This window comes from Acaryochloris marina MBIC11017, from assembly GCF_000018105.1.
Taxonomy (GTDB): Bacteria; Cyanobacteriota; Cyanobacteriia; order Thermosynechococcales; family Thermosynechococcaceae; genus Acaryochloris; species Acaryochloris marina.
This window is the reverse complement of record NC_009925.1, coordinates 657,953-681,627: the sequence shown is the minus strand read 5'-3', so window position 1 is coordinate 681,627 and position 23,675 is coordinate 657,953. Positions and strand designations below refer to the sequence as shown.

Sequence of the window (23,675 nt, the reverse complement as noted above, 5' to 3'; positions counted from 1 at the left end):
CCTCAGTTCATTTTTTTCGGGCCTGAGCCCGATAGACTATGGTCGTCATTGCCCCTTCAGGATGATCAGGAATAGCCTGTAAATGAGCCAGTCCCTCCAGTAGCCGTTGCTCATCCAGATCAAGTTGCACCATCTGAGGAATCATTGGTTCTAAAAAACCTAAGCAATACTCAACATGCTGGCGTAGGGCTTGATCAGGCATGCCTTGGAAAACATGAAATCCGACGGGCTGGTTTTGAACTCCAGCAAATCCAGCTTGAACCAGCAAAGATCCGAGTTGACGCCCAACTAAAGGATTACCTGTTTGAGAAAAAAGCTGACATTGGGCGTGAGCCAGATAGTCATAATCCTCCGATTGAGGATAGACCACATGGCTAGTGTAATCAGTTTCTATCAGGGTGATGGTACCGCCCGTTTCCAACACCCGTTGGGCTTCTAGAAGAATGGGCAAAGGCTCTACCACATGTTCCAATAGCCACATGATGTAGACATGGTTGAAGTGGTCGTTAGGCCAGGGTAAATTCTCCGCTTCACCCACTTGTAAATCGACAGGAACGTTTATAGAGGACAAGTATTGGCGAGCTTGTTGAATTTGATTCGATTCGCGGTCCAGGCCAGCCACTTCTATGCCGGGGAATTGGGTTGCCAATATTCCCAAGGTTGTACCGACGGCACAGCCAATTTCTAATACTCGATCGCCGGGTTGATAGTCTAAGCCTGGACAAATCAAACGGTCTTGCCAGTACTGGGACTGCTGTAACAACCGCTGCTGTTCAGCGGCAGAATAACCATGAATATAATTTGAGGTCACTTCAACAGAAACGCCAGGGGATTGCTCATATTAGCGGCAAATCCTAGTATGCCGCGATCTCGATGCTCATACACCAATTGCCCCTGTTGATCAAACAGGAATGTACCGCCCCGTTGGGTAATGTAGGTGGCATCCGGCACATAGGTTTTCCAATACTTCAATACTTCAGCCATATTGCGGAGGCGAAGGGTTGCCAGCTCAAAGGGACGCTGAAATCCTTTTCCTCCTGCCCGGTTAAATAAGGCACCGTTTACGGGCGGCAGAGGGAATGCTCTGACTTCTTCATCCTCGGCAATGAGTTGGGGGGCATTGCGATCTCCCCGATAGCCTCGAAACACTTCCACCAATGTTCCAGGACTGCCAATCCCGGCACACATCAGCAATAAATTCAGGTACGCATTCTGAAGCGGGGATAAGAACGGCACCTTCCAAGTCAGTCCTGGATACAGGTTGAGCTGTTGGTGGAGTTGGCCCGTGGCATCTATGAATAAATGCTTGGCAGGAAATCCGGTGAAGTCACAAAATTTCTGTCCTGAGTTGAGATCGCCAATACCCACCGCTCGAATTTGCACGCCTTTAGCTTGAATCTGCTTAGCCTGTCGCTGCAGCCACCAGGCATATTCCAAGCTGTCAAAATCCCCTAGCTGCGGCCAGACCAGGACCAGGGTTAAGCTTGCCTTCTCACAGTTGGATAAGAGAGGCACCACCGCACCATCACTGACTCGTTGGGATTGCGTTTGTTTAAAAATGGCGTAGGTATCCATCTAACCTGCTTATTGTCACTCCTTCTTGATCATGAAGTGTCTCTCCTATTTTTTCACACCCAATCTCCAAAGTAATGACTGCGGCAACCATAGGGCTACTAAACGTTGAAACACTGGGATAATTGGGAGTGCAATCAATATTGCACCTATTGAATGGTTTTCCACCTATTACACCTATCAATTATCCCAACCCAATTAAGGGCCATAGAGCCTTCCACTCATCAAACTGAAAGAAATGCTCATCTAAGAGGTGACGTCCCCATAGATCTTCATCTGAATTCTGCGTTATCACAAATAAGGCAGAGCAATGATAGAAGAAATGGCAAATTCGCTGATTGAGGAAGAACGCATCCAGATCCTGAATAAACAGGACGTACAGCCCGGTGGTTATGTTCTGTACTGGATGCAGCAGTCTCAGCGGGCCGAATACAATCATGCCTTGGAATATGCCATTCAGCGGGCCAATGATCTTCAACAGCCTGTGGTGGTTTGCTTTGGCCTGATGGCCGATTATCCCGGTTCCAATCTGCGCCATTACACCTTTATGTTGGAAGGCTTGCAGGATACGGAGCAAGCGCTGATTCAACGGGGCATCAAGTTTGTAATGCGCTACGGCAATCCGGATCAAATTGCCTTGGAGTTAGGGAAAGATGCTTCGTTGGTGGTTTGCGATCGCGGCTATCTTCGTTTCCAACGCCAGTGGCGGGACAATGTCGCTCAGAATGCTCCCTGCCAAGTGGTGCAAGTGGAATCGGAAGTGGTGGTGCCTGTAGAAACCGCCTCCGTCAAAGCCGATTATGCTGCCCGCACCATCCGTCCTCGCATCCATCGTCACTTAGATCGCTTTCTGGTTCCCTTTGCCTCAACCCCAGTTCAACACTCCTCCCTCCATCTAGATCTAAAGTCTTTAGATCTCAGCAATATTGAGGCTGTTCTAGCTAAGCTGCCTTTAGACTGCAGCGTGCCCCCCGTCAGTTCCCTGTTCCAAGGCGGTACGACTCGGGCTAAGGAAATCCTGGAGAAATTTCTGCAAAAATCTTTTGCCATCTACGCCGATCATCGCAATCAGCCCCAAACGGATGATGTCTCTTATATGAGCCAATATCTGCACTTTGGCCAAATCTCTCCCCTGTATTTGGCCCTGCAGATTCAATCCATGGGCAATGTTCCTCGTGACAACGTTGATACCTATATCGAAGAGCTGATTGTGCGGCGGGAGCTGGCCATGAACTTTGCCTACTACACCCCTGACTACGATGCCTATAGTTGTCTCCCCAACTGGGCCAAAACGACCTTAGACAACCATCGTCACGATCCCAGAACGCCCTGTTATTCCCTAGAACAGCTGGATGAATCTCGCACCGAAGACCCCTATTGGAATGCCGCCATGAGGGAAATGAAGCATACGGGCTATATGCATAACTACATGCGCATGTATTGGGGTAAAAAGATTATTGAATGGACTGAGACCCCAGAGTTGGCCTTCCAAACCGCCTTGGACCTCAACAACAAATACTTTATCGATGGCCGCGACGCCAATTCCTACACGGGCGTGGCCTGGGTATTTGGTGTCCATGATCGGGGCTGGCGGGAACGTCCTATATTTGGCACCGTTCGCTATATGGCCGCTAGCGGCCTCAAACGCAAATGCGATATTGATGGCTATATTAAAAAGGTCAATCAGCGGGTTAAAGCCCTCAATCCCTCCCTGAAATAACAGATAAGTTCCTAAGAAGCGGCTTAAAATCAGGACTCTCGATTGACACTAGGGTTGGAGGACCGTCTTCTGCTAACGTATCCAATAGTGTATCGCTAACGCATTATGGCTGAAGTACTGTTATTTAACGCCCTCCGTGACGCCATTGACGAAGAAATGGCTAATGACAACACCGTCATGGTGATGGGAGAAGACGTGGGCCACTATGGTGGCTCCTACAAAGTCACAAAAGGCTTGTATGACAAGTACGGAGAGCTGCGCGTCCTCGACACCCCGATTGCAGAAAATAGCTTTACGGGCATGGCCGTTGGGGCTGCCATGACCGGCCTGAAGCCGATCATTGAAGGCATGAATATGGGCTTTTTGCTCCTAGCCTTTAACCAAATTGCCAATAATGCCGGTATGTTGCGCTACACATCCGGCGGCAACTTCAAAATCCCCATGGTGATTCGCGGACCGGGGGGTGTGGGTCGTCAATTGGGGGCAGAGCACTCCCAGCGCCTAGAGGCCTATTTCCAAGCCGTGCCTGGCCTTAAAATTGTGGCTTGTTCTACCCCCTACAACGCCAAAGGATTGCTTAAAGCCGCCATCCGTGACCCCAACCCAGTTCTCTTCTTTGAGCATGTCCTGCTCTATAACCTGAAGGAAGAATTGCCCGACCAAGAATACGTCCTGCCTTTAGACAAGGCCGAGGTGGTTCGCTCAGGTAAAGATGTCACCATCCTCACCTATTCTCGGATGCGTCACCATGTCGTGCAGGCCGCTAAAACCCTAACGGAGCAAGGTTATGATCCTGAGATTATTGATTTAATCTCCCTCAAGCCCCTCGATTTCGATACGATTGGAGCCTCCATTCGCAAAACCCATCGCGTCATTGTCGTAGAAGAATGTATGCGGACTGGGGGTGTGGGTGCTGAAATTATCGCCTCTATTAATGATCGATTTTTTGATGAGCTGGATGCCCCAGTGGTGCGGCTCTCTTCTCAAGATATTCCGACGCCGTATAACGGCATGTTAGAGAGTCTAACGATTGTGCAGCCGCCTCAAATTGTGGAAGCGGTTCAGCAGATTACGGCTCTTCAGGTCTAAATTCCATTTTTACTTTTTCCTTTGGAGCAGTGTGGTGCTTAAACAACAACGCTTTTTACTAGCTCTCATTGCCCTATTAGTGGTGGGGGCATTAATCGTCGTCACCCCGTTTGGCAAGCAGTATGGTCTGGGCAAGATCAATCTGGGACTAGACCTTAGGGGCGGGTCTCAACTCACCCTTCAGGTTAACCCGACGGAAGAAGTGAAAGACATCACCCCCAACGTGATGGAAGCGGTGCAAACCGTGGTGGCCAATCGCCTAAACCCTGAAGGGGTTTCGGAAATCGTGGTCCAGACTGTGGGTAGCCAGCAAATTCTCGTTCAGCTTCCTGGCGTTAGCGATCCCAAAGACGCTGAACAATTGCTTAGCCAAGTTGCCCAGCTCGATTTTCGGCGTCCCAACAATGCCATCTTGGCGCAAGTCAATGTCCGTAGCAGTGAACTACAGCGATTGTTACAGAAGCTACCCGAAGCAGAAAAGGCTGGTGATGCCGCCGCCCTCGCAAAGCTCCAGGGAGAAGTCCAGCAGAAACAAAAGCAGCTGACTGAGCTACAAGATCAGTTCTTTGTCAAAACGGACTTAACGGGAGAAGACCTCAACGATGCGGGGTATGCCATTTCCCAATCTCAACCGAATAAATGGGATGTCACCCTTCGGTTTGATGTCGATGGCGGCAAAAAATTTGCGGCCCTCACGAAAAGTCTAGCGGGTACGGGTCAGCCCTTAGGAATTTTTCTAGACGGGAAATCCATTAGTCAAGCCACCGTCAGCGACCGATTTAAGGCCAATGGTATTACGGGTGGTGCTGCCATTATCACGGGCAACTTTGAGCTAGAAGATGCCAAGTTATTAGCCAATCAGCTCAAAGGCGGCTCCCTCCCCGTACCCGTTAAAGTCGAAGAGATTCGCACCGTGGGAGCTACCCTGGGTCAGGACAGTATCCGTCAAAGTGTCTATGCCGGGATTGGTGGGCTGATTCTGGTGCTGATCTTTATGGGAGTGTGGTACCGTCTGCCTGGTTTGATCGCAGACGTAGCCCTTTGCGTTTATGGTCTTCTCACGTTTGCCTGTTATGTCTTGTTTGGCGTTACCCTGACTTTGCCGGGAATCGCGGGATTTATCCTCAGTATCGGTATGGCCGTGGATGCCAATATCCTTATTTTTGAGCGCACTCGGGAAGAATTGCGGTCTGGGAAAACCCTCTATCGCTCCATCGAATCCGGATTTTATCGCGCCTTCACTAGTATTCTCGATAGCAACGTCACCACGCTGATTGCCTGTGGCGTGCTGTATTGGTTGGGGTCGGGACTGGTGAGAGGATTTGCCGTCACCTTGGGCATTGGCGTTGCTGTCAGTATGTTTACAGCCATTACCTGCAGCCGCACCCTGATGTTTACCGCCATTAGCCTTCCCAACCTCCGAAAAATTGAACTATTTGATTCTAAAAGGGCAGTCTCATGAAGTTGAATCTGAATCAGCAACGGGGACTCTGGTGGACCATCTCCGCAGCTTTGATCCTAGCGGGGGTTATTTCCATGGCTCTGTCCTGGAATCAATATCAGGCTCCCCTTAAGCCCGGCCTCGACTTTACCGGTGGTACTCGCCTACAGCTAGAGCGAGACTGTAGCAAACCTGACAACTGCAAAACCCCCATCCAGATTGCAGAGGTTCGCCAGATTCTAGATGAACAGAAGCTGGCGGAAAGCAATGTGCAGGTGATTGGCCAAAATGCCCAAGGGGTAGCAATTCGCACCAAAGATTTAAACCAAGAAGAACGGACGAAACTGACAGAAGCCCTCACTGCTAAATTGGGCCAGCTGGATGTCGAGAAATCTCAAATTGATACGGTCGGTCCAACCTTAGGAAAACAATTACTGGCATCGGGCTTATTAGCGCTGATCGTGTCCTTTGCGGCCATCATTGTTTATGTCAGTGTCCGCTTCCAGTTTGACTATGCCCTGTTTGCCATTGTGGCTTTGTTCCACGATGTCCTCGTTACTATGGGTTTTTTCTCTATTTTGGGGTTAACCCGAGGGGTAGAGGTTAACAGCCTGTTTATTGTGGGTCTATTGACTATTATTGGTTTCTCAGTCAACGACACGGTGGTCATTTACGATCGCGTTCGGGAAAACCTCAAATATGGAGCGAAGCGCTCGATTAGTGAAACCGTCGATATTGCCGTTAACCAGACCTTAGGCCGATCCATCAACACCTCCCTAACGACGGGGTTACCGCTGATCGGTATCTATATCTTTGGTGGGGAAACCTTAAAGGATTTTGCTCTAACGCTGATCGTCGGATTTGCGGCAGGGGCCTATTCCAGTATTTTTATTGCCAGTACCTTGTTGGCCTGGTGGCGTCAACGCCAGGAGCGCGGCGGTTACAATACGATGGATTCCAGCCCAGAAGAAATTTAGCCCTATGAGTCAACCCCCTGGACGTTCAGACGGTGCTGTTCCAGAGCGGAACTCAGATCCTCAACTACAAGCTGAAATACAGCGGTTATTCCAACTGACTCTCTATACCCGTTGGCTCGTTGTCGGGGGGTTATGGCTGACAGTGGGTAGCGTCAGTCTATGGAGCTTGAGAGAGTCTATTCAACTGTGGTTTGAATACTTTACCTGGGCTGCGGTCCGCTATGCCTTTGCCTTTAATCGACTGGCGGCAATCGGTGTCGGCATCTGTCTGGGGACGACTTTTGCGGTCCTGCTGTGGCAAAGTCGAGTCATTCTCTGGGGCATTCCTGCACCTGAGTACCAGCGCCTTAGCCAACAGGTGATGCGGATTCGAGTGCAAGGGAGTACCCATCCCCTATGGAATTGGGTTTGCGGCAAAAAGGAGATGGGCCACACTATGGGGCAAGGGCAGAATAATCAACACTAAAATGCCCAGGGAAATTAGCCCCAGCAGGTCCCGCTTATTGTCCAGCTCACTGACATCATTTAAGGCTGGCTGATCCACCGTGGGCATAAATAACAGAATAATGGCCCAGATCAGCAGTGGGGGCTGGATAAAGGCAAGAAATAACACCAACAATCGAGCGATTTGACCGATGATGGCCCCGTTCCGCTGACCAAACATGGCATGGACGATATGGCCACCATCCAGTTGCCCAATGGGCATCAGGTTCAGGGCGGTGGCAATAATACCGATCCAACCTGCGATCGCAACGGGATGCAAATCAATCCCCTTATCCAAAGTCAATGCACTCCCCATGGCCAATTTGCTGAACAAGGACAGTAATATCGAAGAAGTGGGATTCATGGCATCAAAGGGCAAGCCTTCAATCTTGTCGGGGATGGTCACCACCGTCGAGTTCATCAGCCCCCAAAATAAAACGGGAATTGTCACCATCAGTCCCGCTAGAGGTCCCGCAATTCCCACATCAAACAGCGCTTTGCGATTGGGGACGGGAGACCGTTGCTGAATAAAGGCCCCTAAGGTACCGATGGGGAAAAAGCTAATGGGCACAGGGATAAAGTAGGGCAGGGTCGCTTTGATCCGGTATCGCCGGGCGGTAAAGTAATGGCCTAGTTCATGAATCCCTAAGATGGCCATCAAGGCCAACGCATAGGGTAAGCCCTGCAGAATCAGTTGCGGCTGGTCCCGGAGCAGTTGGCGCGTCAGGTCTGGGACACTAAAATTTAATCCGGCTAATGTGGTCGTTAATAGGGTGGAGAAGAATAGACCTAAGGCCAATCCCGGTCGACTGACGGGGCCGCGCCGCTTTTCTTTTTCTTGGGTTTGGGGATTGGGAACCAGGATAAAAAAGGGCTTATTCATGGCCCCATCCTGAAAGACCACCAAAAACCGATCGCCAAACTGGGTTTTGATGTTTTCGCGGATGGTTTGATAGGCTTTTTCCGGTTGCGATCGCAACTGGCCCCGGCAGATGACGACTTGGGGGCGATAGTCCACGTTTTGCAAGTAAAAAATAGACCAGGGAAAGCAATTTTGGAGTTGACTCTCTTCGCCTTTGGTTAACAGATTCGCCGCTGCTATGGGCTTAGGGGGCTTCTCTTCCCTGTTCGGAGAATCCTCAGCGGACTGGCTATTCTCAGGTTCGGTATTTTGGGCTTCTGAGGATTGAGGGGCAGGCTTGCGTTTATTGGGGCGGGCTAAATATAGATAGGAAATCAGGGCAAAAATGGTACTGGGAATCCACAGTCGAGGCGGTGGTTTAACATCCGCACCATAGACGGCAGCCCAACCGCCAGCCACTAAAGCTGGAATCATCAACACTAGCCACAGCAGCCACGTAGGGGTATTTGTGGTCCGAGAAACACTGTGATGAACGATAAAATACAGGACCAGTCCAAAGATAGAGAGGGAAATCCAAATCATGCAAAAAGGTTATTCTCGGGGACAAAGACACCAGGGAAGGGACTTACTGTGAGTAAAGAACCACGACAGGTTTTAGAGTCTGTTTATGGGTTTCCTCCCAATCGTGAGACGCTCGGGGGCACCGCTTATCTTATTGTAGAAAATGACGGCAATATCCTTGTGGACTGTCCACCCTGGACTGATCATACAAAATTATTTCTGAAGGAACAGGGGGGGGTTGATTGGTTCATCTTTACCCATCGCCAAGGCATTAGCCAACAGGTTCGTCACATTCAAGAAATGTTCGCCTGTCAGTTGGTCATCCAAGAACAGGAAGCTTACTTACTCCCGGACTTAAAGGTCACAACTTTTAGGGAACGAGAAGAAATCACACCTCACTGTCTGCTTCTTTGGACACCAGGGTTCTCTCCAGGGTCCTCCTGTCTCCATTATCAGGCTTGGGGCGGAGTTTTGTTCACAGGCCGTCATATATTGCCAAATCAACACGGACAACCTTTGCCCTTAAGAACGGCGAAGACCTTCCACTGGCCTCGACAGATCACTAGCGTCCAAAGCCTCCTTGATCAATTTACCCAAGATACTTTGCAATTTATCTGCCCTGGAGCCAATACTGGCTTCCTGCGGGGACAAGGAAAGATTAAAGAAGCCTATGAGGCGCTGAAAAAATTAGATATGGACGAATTACGGTCTGTTGAACCTGGCCTTTAGCTTGTGCGTGGTACAGAAATGGCTGGGTTGAGCGCACTCCAAGCCAAGATCGCTTTATGCCCTATACGTAAAAGACGATGGCCTGACGTTCAAATAAATATTCGCTGTAGTCAACGAGGTCATCAATACCAACCCAGTTAAGCACGAGTTCAGCCAAAAGCCATAAGGACAAACTTACGAGTAGTTGTCGCCAACGAACGGTCATAACAGGTCCTCCTCTAGGGCTGTCCTTAGCCTAAGGCGAGGGCCAAGGGCTTGTATTCAGGAGGAACACCGAATTCTAAGCCTTTGAGGAATTTGTCATTTCTGTAAGCATTCCTTTATAGCAGCGGGGAGGGTAAGCAGTTGTACGGATAATGCCTGGAATCTGCACTCCTCTGATGAATCTTGTAGGCTAAATCTATGCAGAACTACGGATTTTCTTTTCAGGAAGGAACTTATGGCTGATGAAGATCTAGAGCAAATTCAGGCTTTCTTAGGGTTATCTGATCGGGTTGGAACTGCGGGGCAACCCACGGCGGCTCAATTTAAGGACATTCAAGCTGCGGGTTACCAAAGCATTGTTAATTTGGCCCTGGTCAATTCGACAGATGCCATTCCGAAAGAAGGAGAGATCGTTGCTCAGCTAGGCATGGAATATGTCCATATTCCAGTGGATTGGGAAGAACCGACCCTGGAGGATTTAACCCGTTTTTTTGAAGTGATGGATCAGCGCTCCCATGATCAGGTGTTTGTCCACTGCGCCAAAAATATGCGGGTCTCAGCTTTTATGTATCTGTATCGAGTTCTGCGACTACAAATGGCACCTGAAGAGGCTCAACCGGCGTTATTGCAAATCTGGCAGCCTATTCCCCATTGGCAAGCGTTTATGGATCGTGCGATCGCAGAATGTACTGCTGCTTAAGGTCATGGGAGAGTTGATCCATGGGGGATACTAATATCCCGAGATTAAAGCAGTGGTAGAAGCCTCCCAAGCTAAATGATAAAATAGATAGCCTCTCCGCTCACTTCTTGACTAAATCTATAGTTCGCATGAGGAGTCAGGGTTGGATGCTATCTTATTATTCACGTTCTGCGGATGTAGTTCAGTGGTAGAACGTCAGCTTCCCAAGCTGAATGTCGTCGGTTCGAGTCCGATCATCCGCTTCTCAAGCAATTTTAATCATCATTCTCTACTTTGCAAAGGGGTTGACGATTTTCATCGAGCAGCCTTCAAAATCCTTCGTGTTTCGAGTTGCGATAGTTTACGAAAAATTTAACCATGGTCAAGCGTTAGTTCCACAACTTAAGATCCTGAAATCGACTGAAATCACGGTAATCTAGCGTCCAAACTTCAATATTTAAACACCTTGCAGTGACCACAATAGACGCATCCTGTAGCGTTCCTTGCCATCCTGGCGTAGCCACCACTAACGTTATGGCGTCTTGAATACCAGTGTCTTCCAAAGTCTGAATGTCCAAAGCCTCCCATAATTCAAATAACGCTTTCTGGGCCGTGATCGCACTAGCGTAACGCTGGATCAACTTGTGTACTTCACAGAGGACAGGTAGAGTCGTTATCAAACTATATTGGTGTTCAATCAGAAACTCTAAGCGCTCCACACAGTAGTGGTGCTGAGTATCTTGTCGATGAAAGACAGCAATCAAAGGGCCAGCATCTACAACCAGTCGAGGCATCTAATGATACGCATCCTCATTTGTGGATAGATCTGAGGGGGCATTTTCGTCCAAAATACCCACAAGTGCTCGCAATCGCGACGTTTCCTGGCGGTGCAATGATTGTTGAATGGCCTTTTGTACAAATCCTGACCATGTTTCTTCAGGATGCTCCTTTAGATAAGCTTCCATTTGCTTCGCTAAGTCATCTGGAAAATGAATCGTGCGCTTCATCAAATATCCACTATCACAACCACTCTTATGGTAACACCCAGGTTGTACCAATCTGTGATCTAGGCAATAGTGCCTTTCTGGCTGTTCTCATCCCAGGGAGTCTTACGAAGTGTTGTTCCCTATGCGTCAAAAGGGTTAAGTAATATCAAGGAGCTATTATGAAAATCACCTGTGTTACGAGTTGCGATGGTCTACGACCGACCTTTGGTCATCGCACAGCAATACACCTGTGAAATCGCAACAATCATCATATCGAAAGCATCCGCATGCAAACCCTGCTGCAAACGAGTATTACACAACTTACCGTATGCCACAGCTGCTTGAGGCTCAAAACTCAATAGTCGATCTTGAAAACCTGTATCGATAAATGTTTCAAATCTACGATGTAAATTTGCTCGCCTTCTGCCCTCAGGCAATCGACCTAACCCACAATAAATTTCCGCCAAGGTAATCACCGTTACCGCCAGATCCCTTTGATCTTGATCGCGCATCCAGTTCAGTACCTGTGAAGATGGAGCTGACTTCATCAGTTCTGAAACCACATTTGTATCGAGAATGATCATTCAAGCTCTAGTTCTCGTGGCAGGACAGCAGGATGGGCCTCTAACTCCACACCATTGTCTTGACCAAATAATTACAGTGCCAAATCAGCAATATTAGGCTCGGCTTGAGCTAAAGCCTGTCGCAGAATGATACGAGCCTCTTCCTCCATGGAGCGATTGTTCTGGGCTACCTGTACATGCAATTTTGTTTTGACATCCTCATCTAAATTTCGAATAGTGATGCTAGCCATATAATAGATGACTCCTAAGACTTGATATCAATTTTAGGTAGTCCGCCAGATGTAAGGATAGATATATCCAACATCCAAAATCCAGCATCACAAATGTCGACATTGACCTGCCCTAACTGTCGTTCTCAAAACGTTGTCAAAAACGGTCGAATCCATAATGGCAAGCAAAACCACAAATGTAAAACCTGTGGTCGTCAGTTTGTGGAAGCTCCTCAGCAAAAGCGAATTGATTCATCCACTAAAGGCCTGATCGATAAGCTATTGCTTGAAAAGATACCTCTGGCAGGTATTGCCAGGGTCTGTGATGTTTCTGAAAGCTGGTTACAAGAGTACGTGAACTGTAAGTATGAAGCAGTGCCTCGTACTGTGAACATATCATCAAAAAAAAGGCCGATTAACTCTTCAATGTGATGAAATGTGGTCATTTGTGAACGATAAGAGCAATAAACAGTGGATATGGCTTGCTCTTGATGTCATCACGCGTGAGATAGTCGGTGTTTATGTGGGGGCACGCTCCAAGCAAGGTGCTCGTCAGCTATGGAATTCCTTGCCAGGAATCTATCGTCAATGTGCGGTTGCCTACACGGATTTTTGGGATGCCTACGGCTGTGTTTTCCCCAAACAACGACATCAAGCTGTGGGCAAGGAAACAGGCCAAACCTGCTACATTGAACGATTTAATTGCACCATGCGCCAGCGAGTGTCTCGGTTAGTTCGAAAGACACTGTCGTTTTCGAAAAAGCTAGAGAATCATATTGGAGCAATCTGGATGTTTGTCCATCACTACAATGCATCCTTACAGGACTAGGACTACCCAATTTTAATCAATAGACCTCTTGCATAATTCAACTAACGATATGGTAGGGGACTTAAAATTCGAGTCAGATCGCGACATTTTTTGCGTAAGTAGCACATCATGAAACGAATATTGCAAGAGGTCTAATGATTTCAATGCAATTAAAAAATGGAATCTTAAAATCAGAGTTCATTGCAAACCGGGCTCAAGGCTTGGGGACATCAGTATTGTTTGAACGATGCTTCGCCCGTTTGGGGATTTCTAAGTTCTACTCACCAGATTTGATGAATCTTGGGGAGACTCTTATGCTGAATTACTGAGATGATTGAAGTCTCAGAATTCAGTGTCGGGACATTGAATCAGCTCCATCAGGAAGAATTCAGAAATATATATGATTACTGGCGAGATTAAATCCAAAGTTGACAAAATCTGGGACACGATGTGGTCGGGAGGGATTTCTAACCCGCTGTCGGTGATTGAGCAGTTGACTTATTTGCTGTTTATCAAGCAGTTGGATGAGCAGCATACCCGCAAGGAGAGTAAAGCAAATCGGTCAGGGAAGCCGATTGAGGAGCCGATTTTTGCCCCTGAGCAGGATCATCTACGCTGGTCACGGTTTAAGGAAACGGCCCCGGAGCAGATGTTTGAGACCTTGCGAGATGAGGTGTTTCCGTTTATTAAAACCCTAGGCCAGACTGACAGCGGCGAGAATGGTGAGGAGGATTCTACCTACAGCCACCATATCCCTCTTTTATCACTTTAGACAGAGAGAAAATCAGGATGCTTGAGCAATTTCCTCACCAGTGGACAGCAAAATGCCTCCATCTTTGATGTGAGTTGCTCAAACCCCTTTTTCAAAGCACGGCTGGGAAAGACTTCTAACCAGCGCTTTAGAAGATTCCAACTGATTAACGGTTGAATGATCAAGCGCACATTATTGAGCAGATTCTTCCACCCGTTTTGGTTATCCCACCAAGGATGCTGCGCAAAGTGTTGATGTGCCACTGGACAAGAGTCATTGAAGACATCAGCGAACAAACTCACCATCAAGAAAGCGCTCATCACTATCTCCCACCACTTTTCAATTTGTTCGTAGTGCGTCATGCGAAAATCAGCCCAACCCAAGGTATCTTTAGACTGTTTGAGACCATACTCAATCCAAGTTCTGAAGCCATAGCAATCCCCAATTTCATCCAGCTTGATCTCGGGTGCCGCTGCCATGACATAAGAGGTTGAGTTCTCTGGTAGCGTTTGGGGGTCCGTGGTTAATAGCCAATAGCGCTTCTGGTGGTGTCGCTGGCCATAAATGATCTCTTGCCTGTAACGAGTTTCAGTGGTGCCATTGCTGAAGGTTCGTTCAAATGACTGCCACGGTTCGGCAAAGACTGCTTGTTCTGCGGGTAACCACACCGCATGATTGCTACGAATCGCTAGGATATAGGGCAGCTTTAACTCCTCTAAGACATTCACAAAGTTTGTTTGAGCTTCCCCATACAAGCTGTCAGCCAGGACGAGCTCAAAGCAAAAGCCCATCCCTTGCAACTGTCGGATCATTCCAGCAGCAATTTGGGGTTTGCTGAGATACTCATCCTCCTCTTTAAGACGTTCTCGGGGTTTGTACACTTCAAAGGACAAAGGCAAAATCATCCCTTGAAACAGCCCGTAGGCAGTGACTGCGACGATGCCATTCTCTTTCTTGCCCACATTGCCGATATACTGCCGTTTCACATAGTCGGTACTCTTGCCTTTTTTGCAATCGCCCGTCTCATCGATCAATAGAATTAACCTGCGCCCATCCAGTATTTTCAAGATGATGTCCAATCTCTTGTCAGACAAATGTGACGCTACCCAAGGTGATTCACTCAGAAAATGATGCAGGCTTTGATGGTTCTCCAAGCCCACTGCTCTTGCAATGGCGGGCAATGATTTACGTTTGATATCACTAATCATCCCCAGATGGAGATGCTTGAAGGCTTCATAACTGCGGACTTGGGGAAATAACTCTGCAAATAGTTGGCAGTACTCATCAACAAAGCCAATGGTTGGTTCTGGACTTCTTGAAGCTGACATCACTCATTAGAAAAATAGAAACTGAGAATAGTCTATTTTTTATCTGTCTAAAGTGATAAAAGAGGGATATGAAGGATGCGCTGTTTATGATGCCGACGGCGCGGGTGTTGGCGAATGTGGTGGATCAGCTGGACGCTATTGAAATGGCGGATCGCGATACGAAGGGCGATCTATATGAGTATATGCTGGGCAAGATTGCTAGTGCGGGGCAGAATGGGCAGTTTCGGACACCGCGCCACATTATTAAGCTAATGGTGGAGTTGACGGCTCCAACGCCGAAGGATGTGATTTGTGATCCGGCCTGTGGGACGGCGGGCTTTTTGATTGCGGCATCGGAATATTTGATGGATCACCACAGTGATGTGATTTATAAGGATGCGGAGTCTCGGCGACGGTTTAATGAGGAGACGTTTTCCGGGTACGACTTTGATTCGACGATGCTGCGGATTGGCAGTATGAATATGCTGCTGCACGGGGTAGAGAAGCCAGATATTCGCTATAAGGATTCGTTGGCTGAGGCGGATGCAGCGGCGGGTGATGATGAGGAAGCCTATTCGTTGATTCTGGCGAATCCTCCGTTTGCGGGGAGTTTGGACTATGAGACGACGGCGAAGGATCTGTTGAAGGTGGTGAAGACCAAGAAAACAGAGCTGTTGTTTTTGACGTTGTTTTTGCGGGTGTTGCAGACGGGGGGACGAGCGGCGGTGATTGTGCCGGATGGGGTGTTGTTTGGTTCGTCAAAAGCCCACAAAGCGCTGCGGAAGATGTTGGTGGAAGATCAGAAGCTGGATGGGATTATTTCGATGCCGTCGGGGGTGTTTAAGCCCTATGCGGGGGTGTCGACGGCGATTGTGTTGTTTACGAAGACCAATTCTGGTGGGACGGATCAGGTGTGGTTTTATGACATGCAGACAGATGGGTTTAGCTTGGATGATAAGCGGACGGAGCAGCCGGATAAGAGTGATTTGCCGGATATTTTGACGCGGTGGCAGGCTCGGGAGGCGGAGGCTGAGCGGAAGCGGACGGAGCAGAGCTTTTTGGTGCCGAGGGAAGAGATTGTGGAGAATGATTATGATTTGTCGATTAATCGGTATAAGGAGGTGGTTTATGAGGCGGTGGAGTATGACCCGCCAGGGGTGATTTTGAAGCGATTGGCGAAGTTGGAGAAGGAGATTGCTGAGGGGCAGCAGGCATTGGAGAAGTTGTTGGGATGAAGCTTAAGGAGGTTTGTAGGTTTTTAAATGGTGGAACACCAAGTAAGAAGAAGCCGGAATACTTTGAAGGGGAAATTCCTTGGATCACAGGTGCAGACATCAATGGGCCTATCGTTAACTCAGCTAGAAGCTATATCACTGAAGAAGCAATTCTAAACTCAGCAACGAAGCGTGTTCCACCAAATACAGTACTCTTAGTCACTCGAACTAGCGTAGGAAAAGTTGCTGTTTCAGGGATGGAGCTTTGTTATAGCCAAGACATCACATCACTGTGGCCAGATTTAGAAAAGTTAGATATTTACTATCTGACTCATTTTCTTCGATCAAGAGAAACTTATTTAAAAGGTCAATCTCGAGGCGCGACAATCAAAGGCGTAACGAAGGGAGTCTTGGAGAACCTTTCTCTTCATCTTCCACCGATCGCAGAACAAAAACGGATTGCGGGGATTCTGGATGCGGCGGATGCTTTGCGGGTTAAGAGACGAGATGCGATCTCAACTCTCGACGCCCTCCTCCAATCCACCTTCCTCACCCTCTTCGGCGACCCCATCACCAATCCAATGGGCTGGGATGCCAGCGACTTAGAGGCAGTTTCCGAGAAAATTACAGATGGCACACATAAAACGCCTAAATATACTGAATCAGGTATCGAATTTCTCTCAGCCAAAGATATTAAAAATGGTTCAATTAAATGGAATACAGGAAAATTCATTAGTGAGGATGAGCATAAAAGCTTAATCACTAGATGTCATCCCGAGATAGGCGATGTTTTGCTAGCAAAGAGTGGTTCTCTAGGATCTGTGGCAATTATTGACCGAGACCATGAGTTTAGTTTGTTCGAAAGCTTATGTCTTATCAAGCATAATCGTCAGAAGATCGAGGCACAATTTCTTACAGCTATGCTTGAGAGTCCTAGAATGCAAATGCATTTATTGAGCAGGAACAAAGGTATTTCTATTAAGCATCTTCACCTGACTGATATACGAAAGCTCAAGATATTGCTTCCTCCTCTCGATAAGCAGCGTAAGTTTGCCACTATCGTTGCATCAATCGAAAAGCAAAAAGCGCAACAATGTGCCCACCTCGCCGAACTTGACACCCTCTTTGCCTCTCTCCAATCCCGCGCCTTCAACGGAGAACTATAAATCCCTCATTGAGCAGAAGCTATAGTCATATACGAAGGCTTAGCAAAGAAATGACAGATGTACTCAATCAACCTGCAAAAAGCCGAACATCAACTAGCCAAGCTAATAGACGATGCCGCACGGGGCAAAAATGTCATCATCACCCGCGATGATGGCACATCCTTTCAGCTCATTCCATTCAAACCAAAGACTGCCATTCCCACATTTGGCAGCGCCAAGGGCCTGATCAAAATTGCAGACAATTTCGGTGACCCCATAGAAGGCTTCGAGGAATATACACCGTGAAGCTCTTGTAAGGTACTCATACTTTTCCCTAGCTTCATCACCATTCGCTAATCCAACACCTTAAAAACTTGAGTTTGGACTAAGTTTAAATCTCCAGACAGAGTAAAATATCCCATGGCCCTTGAAAGCCTGAGCATAAGTTTTTCTGGTATTAACTCAGCAGTTAAGCAGCGGTTTTTGAGACAATCTTTGCTTTCCTGCGTTTGGAGACTCGTTTTTTGACCGTTGGATATCGAGTTCTTGGTGGTTGAGATTGGCCTTGCTTGCGTCCGGGTGATTTACCGCGAGTTTTTGGTGCTTGAGTAGGTGTTCCAATCGCCGCAATAATACTTGGGAATGCTTGAGCGACGCGTCCTGGTGATAGAACTTGTTGAGGAGACTGCCAGGGTAAAGGCGTATCCATACAGTCTGACCGAGCAAACCACAATTGCCAAGATATCATCCCAATCAAAGTACTCCATCGCTCTGTCGCTTCATTGGACGTGAGTTGAGGGGTCGTCCAATAGAGCCGTTGTTTGGCAAATCGATACCAATGCTCAATGCTAAAGCGCTGCAGATATCTTCGCCATAATCGCTCCAGACTTGGCATGCATTCTCCAGTCCAGGCCAGCCAAAGCGGCTTAAACTTTCGTCGTTTACCTTTCGGTTGGATGATCTCAACGCGCAAAATTTCCATTTCTCGTTTGGCCGAATTACGGAAATGGAATTGGCTCCAGCGAGTTACTCTGACCTGTCCAAGTTGGGTGTCTTCTATCTCCAATATTTCGCTGGCTTCTGGATATGTATTAGGGGCATTCAATTTGAACTTATGTCCATGCTTACGAGGAGCCCCTCGTCCTGAATAGGCGAGGGGAATACCATAGACACAGCGATTGGATGCTAAGCGCAATAACAGGTCGACTTCAATCCCTGCAGTGTGATTGAGAAAGATGCCATTACCGTAGTGACGGTCAAACGCGGCTAGAGGACGCACCGGCAAATGACGACAGACTTGCTTTAATTGAAACGTGGCTTTGGTCAAAGCGGTCTCAAAGCTCGTGATTCGTTCATGGCGTAGGGGCAGTGCCCAATGCTGACTTTCGTCTGGGACCCAAGAAAGGGTGCTATAACTTTGGCCTACCCCGACAGTATGTCCCCCTTGATGATGAAAACCTCTGTCTTTGAGGGTCTTGGCCTCGGGACGCAGCCAAGGACTACTATCTCCCACGAAGAGCGGCTGGTCTTGAGTGGAAACTTGTCGAACTAAATATCGGTGAAGTTTGGCACGATGGATACGACCATCATGCAGGGCTGAATAGGTACTCGACCATTGACGACGGAAGATAGGATGTTGAGACAAACACACAAATGAACGCAGGCTCGGACTCATCAATACCGCATCCATTAGCTCAAATAACGCGTCTTTACTGGCGCCAAAGCAGCTATACAGAGTTTGGCGGAATTGACGCAGATGGTCGAAAATCATAAGGGCAATGAGTGTGATGATTCATTGACCTTAAAGCAGTCGGTGTACTTCATTGACTGCTTTTCTCGTTTGCTTTAGTCCAAACTCAAGTTTCCCTAGCTTCATCACCATTCGCTAATCCAACACCTTAAAAAGCCGTAACCCATTAAGTTTGGCTACCGCTTTTATCCTTGATATCTAGTTTAAATAGCTATCCCGAACCGGAACGTTGCGACAAATTGACGACGCTCCTTCCACCTTCAGCTTGTTGCCTTTGCAAATCAGCAAAAATAGCATTTAAATCATTGTTCCAAGCACAGGCATACTGTTCACGAATCTTGTGAACCTCTTCCACAATCTCATCTTGATACATCATTAACCTCCCAGGAGTTCATAGGGTGTACAAAGAATCGGCAATGCATATCCTAAAGCCAGACTAACCTCCGCTAGTTTCCGCTGAATCTGAGCATTAGCAATGTGTTTACAGTTCCAGGTCAGCACGTAATCCATACCATGAACCGTTGCCACCGCAATATGAATAGCATCAACATTTGCTTTAGCAGGCAAGTTGCTACGCTCCAAAAATGCCGTCGCCAACTCAAGGACAGCTTGGTCCAAGTCCAGCAGAGAAATATCACTCAAAATGTCTAATCGTTGAGCTGCAATTTCAGCATCTCCCTGGGTGGTCTCTTGCACAACGGCTTGGGAAGAATAAAGTTGAAAGTCAGGACGACGGGCATCCCACCACTCTCGCGTGATTTCAATATTAGCCATCACAATAATATCCCTGCTCCGCCGAGCCGTGAGATAGCCTAATATACTGGTCTCAATATAGACAGTTTCACGCATACACAACAGATTTGCTGATATCTCTACCATAATCTTTTCAATCAAAAAATCGCCTATTTTTTACTCCGCAAACCCAAAATTATTGTTTGTCTGACTGCATGACTAACTTCGCCTTCCTCCCCAGCCAATTCCGCACCATCGCCGAATCCGCCACCCGAGCCGAAGGCTACATCAACAGCGACCCGCGCACCGCCTGCTTCCATTCCCGCTTCGCCCTCGAAGCCCTCGTTCACTGGCTCTATCGCCATGAGCGATCGCTGCACATGCCCTACGACAACAAACTCAGCGCCCTCCTTCACGAGCCATCCTTTCAAAACCTCGTCCCCCAGGTCCTTTTTCATAAAGCTAAGCTGATCAAAAATATCGGCAACGACGCCGTCCATAACCCCCGCCCCATTCACCAAAAAGACGCCCTCCAAGCCGTCAAAGAACTCCACCACATTTGTTACTGGCTCACCCGCACCTACACCCCCGACGCACCCCGCAATGGTGCAGCTTGGAATGACGACCGCGTCCCCACCCCGATAGACAGCACCCAGGTTGTCCCCCGCCAGGAATTAGCAACGCTAGAAGAGAAACTGGCCAAACAGCATGAAGCCACCCTCAAACAGCAGCAAGAACGCGACAAACTCGACACCGAACTCCAAGCCCTACAGCAGCAGCTCGCCGAAATCCGCGCCGCCAACGAACAGCAACCCGACCCCCACGACTACACTGAAGCCGAAACCCGCCACTACCTCATCGACCTCGACCTGAAACGCGCCGGATGGCCCCTCGACCAAAAACGCGATCGAGAATACCAAGTCACCGGCATGCCCACCTCTAAAGGGACTCACACCGGCACTGGCTATGCCGACTACGTTCTCTGGGGCGACGATGGCAACCCCCTCGCCGTCGTCGAAGCCAAAAAATCCACCGTCAACCCCGCTATTGGCCAGCAGCAGGCCAAACTCTACGCCGACTGCCTAGAAGCCATGCATAACCAGCGGCCTCTGATCTTTTACACCAATGGCTATACCACCTGGCTGTGGGACGACACCGTCTACCCTGCTCACCAAGTCGTCGGATTTTACAAAAAAGACGAACTGACCCGCCTTATCCGCCGCCGTACCCAGCGTCAGAGTTTAGACACGGCCCAGATCAAAGATGAAATTGTCGACCGCTACTACCAAAAGCGGGCCATTGGCAGTATTTTCGAGCAGTTTACCCAGGCTCGCCGCAAAGCGCTGTTAGTGATGGCCACCGGCACCGGCAAAACCCGCACCGCCATCGCCCTAGTCGATGTTCTTCAACGGGCAGGCTGGGTCAAACGCGCCCTTTTTCTCGCCGACCGCGTGTCCCTCGTTAAACAAGCCGCCAGTTCTTTCAAAAAAAATCTGCCCGACTCCAGCCCCGTCAACCTCGTCACCGAAAAAGATACCGATGGCCGGGTCTACGTCTGCACCTATCCCACCATGATGGGTCTGATAGACCAAACAGAGGATCATAAAGCCCGATTTGGCGTCGGCCACTTTGATCTCGTCATCATCGACGAAGCCCACCGCTCCGTCTACCAAAAATACCGAGCTATCTTCCAACACTTTGACTCGCTGCTCGTGGGCCTCACTGCCACCCCTCGCGAAGAAATCGACAAAAACACCTACGACCTCTTCGACCTAGAACCCGGTGTCCCCACCGATGCCTATGAACTCGAAACTGCCGTCGCTGATGGCTTCCTGGTGCCCCCCCGCGTGGAACAGGTAGATCTGCGCTTTCCCCGCGAAGGCATTGACTACGACACCCTCAGCGACGACGAAAAAGCCCAGTGGGAAAGCCTCGACTGGGGTGATGATGCCGACTCATCAGGCACCCTACCTGACCGGGTCAATGCCGCCGCCGTCAACAGTTGGCTCTTTAACAAAGACACTGTTGATAAAGTGCTCAAATACCTAATGGAGCACGGTCACAAAGTCGAAGGAGGCGACAGACTCGCCAAAACCATCATCTTTGCCCGTAATCACGACCACGCAAAGTTTATCGAGGAACGGTTTAATCACCACTATCCTCACCATGCCGGACATTTTGCCCGCATCATCGACAACTATGCAAAATATCCCCAAAGCCTGATCGACGATTTCTCCATCAAAGACAAAGCCCCCCACATCGCTATCTCCGTAGATATGCTCGACACCGGCATTGACGTGCCCGAGGTCGCTAACCTGGTGTTCTTCAAGCCCGTCTATTCCAAAATCAAATTCTGGCAAATGATCGGTCGCGGCACCCGCCTTTGCGAGCATCTCTTTGGTCCTGATCAAGACAAACAAGACTTTCGCATCTTCGACTTTTGCTTTAACTTCGACTTCTTCCGCGAACAGCCAGAGGGTATCACCAGCAGCGGCAGCGCTCCCCTCAGTACCCGACTCTTCCGCGCTCGTGTGCAGTTGCTGGGCTACGTTAATGCGAATCCTGAACTAGATCCAGATATCGCCCTCAAAGGCTCCCTTACAGATCAGCTATATGGCGAAGTGGCCGCCATGAACCCCGAGAATTTCATGGTGCGCATGCACCTAGAAGCCGTAGAAAAGTTCCAACAGCGCCAGACCTGGGACCAAATAAACGACAGCGATCGGGAGGTGCTCACCCAAGAAATCGCTGGTCTGCCCAATGACCTAGAAATCGACGATATCGAATCGCGGCTATTTGACCTCAAACTATTGCGCATGCAGCTTGCCCAGACCGAGGGAGACGCCGCCACCTTCGAACGCCATCGTCAGCGCGTGGTAGAGATGGCCCTGCTCATCGAAGAGAAAACCACAATCCCCGCTGTCGCTGCCCAGCTCGAATACCTTAACCGTATACAAGAAGCTAGTTTCTGGGAAGCCATCGACCTGAACGACCTCGAAGAGTTGCGCCTGCGCCTGCGAGGGTTAACCCCATTTCTCGACAAGAAAAAACGCAAGATTGTTTACACCGACTTCCAAGACGAAATCATCAGGGTGCGAGAACAAGACGTGGTCTACATGCCCAAAATGACCGGCGTGCAGTACGAGAAAAAAGTCAAAGCCTATCTGCGCAACCATCAAGATTACCTTGTCATTCAGCGGTTACGGACCAACAAACCCCTGACTGATACCGATCTGCAAGGACTAGAGGCCGCTTTAGCCGAGATCGGCGCAGACGAAGGCGAAACGCTCCTCTCCAATTTATTAACGCGCAGTAATGCTCCATCCCTCGCTCATTTCATCCGCAGCCTCGTGGGAATGGATCGCAAGACTGCTCAAGCTGCCTTTTCTCATTTTTTAAATGACCGCAGCCTTACACCCCCACAGATCCGCTTTATTGAAATGGTGATCGATCAGCTCACTGCACAAGGCATCGTAGAAGCTTCTGCCCTTTACGAACCACCCTTCAGCAACCTTCATGCAGGCGGTCCCGATGAGTTATTTCAAGGGCAGGAAACCATCATAGACGGCATCTTCGAGACTTTAGCATCAATCCACAGTGGGTTAGTCTCTACGGCCAGTTGATCTTAATGCAGTCAGGCTGCTCAACATCAATAGCTGCATTAAAATGACAAGGATGTCTGCCCAAAATGTATGGGGTCTTATCGCCAAACCCGCTGTTTCTTCCACATTTGGGCAAAAGAACAGCGTTTGCAGGGTCTTGTCCGCTTTTGGTGAACCCAAAGAGGCAAATGACAAAGAGTCTGACCTGTAGTCAGTCCAGCAAGTTTGCTTTCATACAATAGAGACTGAACTGATGGAACGAAGCATCTA

At 48.7% G+C, this 23,675-nt stretch carries 23 protein-coding genes, 1 tRNA gene and 2 pseudogenes; 14 read left to right on the top strand and 12 right to left on the bottom strand.

Annotation, left to right across the window (positions count from 1 at the left end; all coding sequences use genetic code 11):
• Positions 1–7: 7 nt before the first annotated feature.
• Both AM1_RS03080 and AM1_RS03075 read right to left on the bottom strand, forming a co-directional pair.
• The gene (locus tag AM1_RS03080) at positions 8–811 is read right to left on the bottom strand and encodes a class I SAM-dependent methyltransferase (RefSeq protein WP_012161332.1); all 804 of its coding nucleotides are present in this window, start codon (positions 809–811) and stop codon (positions 8–10) included.
• Positions 808–1,575, bottom strand: coding sequence for a peroxiredoxin-like family protein (locus AM1_RS03075; RefSeq protein ID WP_012161331.1), 768 nt, complete (start codon positions 1,573–1,575; stop codon positions 808–810). Before AM1_RS03075 ends, AM1_RS03080 begins: the two co-directional genes overlap by 4 nt.
• 319 nt (positions 1,576–1,894) lie before the next feature.
• Here AM1_RS03075 and AM1_RS03070 point away from each other — a divergent pair, with 319 nt between their 5' ends.
• The 5 genes from AM1_RS03070 (at position 1,895) to AM1_RS38410 (ending at position 7,265) form a co-directional block, all read left to right on the top strand.
• Positions 1,895–3,292, top strand: a complete 1,398-nt coding sequence (locus AM1_RS03070) for a deoxyribodipyrimidine photo-lyase (protein ID WP_012161330.1) — start codon at positions 1,895–1,897, stop codon at positions 3,290–3,292.
• Positions 3,293–3,397: 105 nt separating this feature from the next.
• Entirely contained in the window at positions 3,398–4,381 is a 984-nt protein-coding gene (locus AM1_RS03065; RefSeq protein WP_010469156.1) for an alpha-ketoacid dehydrogenase subunit beta, read from the top strand.
• Between the two features lie 34 nt (positions 4,382–4,415).
• A complete protein-coding gene (gene secD, locus AM1_RS03060; protein WP_012161329.1) occupies positions 4,416–5,843 on the top strand; it encodes a protein translocase subunit SecD in 1,428 nt (475 codons plus the stop codon).
• A complete protein-coding gene (gene secF, locus AM1_RS03055) occupies positions 5,840–6,799 on the top strand; it encodes a protein translocase subunit SecF (RefSeq protein ID WP_012161328.1) in 960 nt (319 codons plus the stop codon). The genes secD and secF overlap by 4 nt, the downstream gene beginning before the upstream one ends.
• A 4-nt stretch (positions 6,800–6,803) precedes the next feature.
• Positions 6,804–7,265, top strand: coding sequence for a hypothetical protein (locus AM1_RS38410; protein WP_071819931.1), 462 nt, complete (start codon positions 6,804–6,806; stop codon positions 7,263–7,265).
• Here AM1_RS38410 and AM1_RS03050 read toward each other — a convergent pair.
• A complete protein-coding gene (locus tag AM1_RS03050) occupies positions 7,194–8,726 on the bottom strand; it encodes a site-2 protease family protein (RefSeq protein ID WP_012161327.1) in 1,533 nt (510 codons plus the stop codon). The two genes, AM1_RS38410 and AM1_RS03050, sit on opposite strands and share 72 nt — an antisense overlap.
• Positions 8,727–8,774: 48 nt before the next feature.
• Here AM1_RS03050 and AM1_RS03045 point away from each other — a divergent pair, with 48 nt between their 5' ends.
• Positions 8,775–9,434: an MBL fold metallo-hydrolase gene (locus AM1_RS03045; protein WP_041658867.1), complete on the top strand. Its 660-nt coding sequence runs from the start codon at positions 8,775–8,777 to the stop codon at positions 9,432–9,434.
• Between the two features lie 61 nt (positions 9,435–9,495).
• On the opposite strand, the gene AM1_RS41995 is transcribed toward AM1_RS03045, so the two are convergent.
• Positions 9,496–9,639 (bottom strand): hypothetical protein, encoded by a 144-nt coding sequence (locus AM1_RS41995; RefSeq protein ID WP_012161325.1) that lies wholly within the window; start codon positions 9,637–9,639, stop codon positions 9,496–9,498.
• A gap of 234 nt (positions 9,640–9,873) precedes the next feature.
• Between AM1_RS41995 and AM1_RS03040 the strand changes: the two genes are divergently transcribed.
• The gene (locus AM1_RS03040; protein ID WP_012161324.1) at positions 9,874–10,338 is read left to right on the top strand and encodes a protein tyrosine phosphatase family protein; all 465 of its coding nucleotides are present in this window, start codon (positions 9,874–9,876) and stop codon (positions 10,336–10,338) included.
• A 170-nt stretch (positions 10,339–10,508) separates the two neighbouring features.
• A tRNA-Gly gene (locus tag AM1_RS03035) sits at positions 10,509–10,580 on the top strand.
• Positions 10,581–10,706: 126 nt separating this feature from the next.
• Here AM1_RS03035 and AM1_RS03030 read toward each other — a convergent pair.
• The 4 genes from AM1_RS03030 to AM1_RS41990 form a co-directional block, all read right to left on the bottom strand.
• On the bottom strand, positions 10,707–11,111 hold the full coding sequence (locus AM1_RS03030) for a type II toxin-antitoxin system VapC family toxin (protein ID WP_012161323.1): 405 nt from the start codon (positions 11,109–11,111) through the stop codon (positions 10,707–10,709).
• Positions 11,112–11,324: a hypothetical protein gene (locus tag AM1_RS03025; protein WP_012161322.1), complete on the bottom strand. Its 213-nt coding sequence runs from the start codon at positions 11,322–11,324 to the stop codon at positions 11,112–11,114. It abuts the gene before it with no gap.
• A 191-nt stretch (positions 11,325–11,515) separates the two neighbouring features.
• Positions 11,516–11,887: a PIN domain-containing protein gene (locus tag AM1_RS03020; protein WP_012161321.1), complete on the bottom strand. Its 372-nt coding sequence runs from the start codon at positions 11,885–11,887 to the stop codon at positions 11,516–11,518.
• 71 nt (positions 11,888–11,958) lie between these two features.
• Positions 11,959–12,117, bottom strand: coding sequence for a FitA-like ribbon-helix-helix domain-containing protein (locus AM1_RS41990; RefSeq protein WP_012161320.1), 159 nt, complete (start codon positions 12,115–12,117; stop codon positions 11,959–11,961).
• A 102-nt stretch (positions 12,118–12,219) separates the two neighbouring features.
• Between AM1_RS41990 and AM1_RS39605 the strand changes: the two genes are divergently transcribed.
• A protein-coding gene (locus tag AM1_RS39605; protein WP_202947661.1) for an IS1 family transposase occupies positions 12,220–12,925 on the top strand; the annotation gives its coding sequence in 2 pieces (ribosomal slippage) (positions 12,220–12,500 and positions 12,499–12,925; 708 coding nt in all).
• A gap of 379 nt (positions 12,926–13,304) precedes the next feature.
• Positions 13,305–13,658, top strand: a pseudogene (locus AM1_RS03005) (type I restriction-modification system subunit M N-terminal domain-containing protein); the annotation flags it as partial.
• A gap of 14 nt (positions 13,659–13,672) precedes the next feature.
• On the opposite strand, the gene AM1_RS03000 reads toward AM1_RS03005, so the two are convergent.
• Complete coding sequence (locus AM1_RS03000; protein WP_012160919.1) at positions 13,673–14,983, bottom strand: IS701-like element ISAcma8 family transposase; 1,311 nt, start codon at positions 14,981–14,983, stop codon at positions 13,673–13,675.
• Between the two features lie 68 nt (positions 14,984–15,051).
• On the opposite strand from AM1_RS03000, the pseudogene AM1_RS02995 reads away from it, so the two are divergent.
• The 3 genes and pseudogenes from AM1_RS02995 to AM1_RS02985 form a co-directional block, all read left to right on the top strand.
• Positions 15,052–16,197, top strand: a pseudogene (locus tag AM1_RS02995) (HsdM family class I SAM-dependent methyltransferase); the annotation flags it as partial.
• Positions 16,194–17,342, top strand: a complete 1,149-nt coding sequence (locus AM1_RS02990; protein ID WP_012161315.1) for a restriction endonuclease subunit S — start codon at positions 16,194–16,196, stop codon at positions 17,340–17,342. The pseudogene AM1_RS02995 and the gene AM1_RS02990, both read left to right, overlap by 4 nt.
• Before the next feature lie 57 nt (positions 17,343–17,399).
• Positions 17,400–17,627, top strand: a complete 228-nt coding sequence (locus tag AM1_RS02985) for a type II toxin-antitoxin system Phd/YefM family antitoxin (RefSeq protein WP_010469180.1) — start codon at positions 17,400–17,402, stop codon at positions 17,625–17,627.
• A 163-nt stretch (positions 17,628–17,790) separates the two neighbouring features.
• On the opposite strand, the gene AM1_RS02980 is transcribed toward AM1_RS02985, so the two are convergent.
• From AM1_RS02980 to AM1_RS02975, 3 genes are all read right to left on the bottom strand, one after another.
• Positions 17,791–19,092 carry an NF041680 family putative transposase gene (locus tag AM1_RS02980; protein WP_012161155.1) on the bottom strand — a complete coding sequence of 434 codons (1,302 nt, stop codon included), beginning with the start codon at positions 19,090–19,092 and terminating at the stop codon, positions 17,791–17,793.
• 190 nt (positions 19,093–19,282) lie between these two features.
• Positions 19,283–19,447 carry a hypothetical protein gene (locus tag AM1_RS41985; protein ID WP_187152966.1) on the bottom strand — a complete coding sequence of 55 codons (165 nt, stop codon included), beginning with the start codon at positions 19,445–19,447 and terminating at the stop codon, positions 19,283–19,285.
• Positions 19,447–19,920, bottom strand: coding sequence for a type II toxin-antitoxin system VapC family toxin (locus AM1_RS02975; protein WP_010469183.1), 474 nt, complete (start codon positions 19,918–19,920; stop codon positions 19,447–19,449). Before AM1_RS02975 ends, AM1_RS41985 begins: the two co-directional genes overlap by 1 nt.
• A 98-nt stretch (positions 19,921–20,018) precedes the next feature.
• Here AM1_RS02975 and AM1_RS02970 point away from each other — a divergent pair, with 98 nt between their 5' ends.
• A complete protein-coding gene (locus AM1_RS02970) occupies positions 20,019–23,426 on the top strand; it encodes a DEAD/DEAH box helicase family protein (protein ID WP_012161314.1) in 3,408 nt (1,135 codons plus the stop codon).
• Positions 23,427–23,675: the final 249 nt, after the last annotated feature.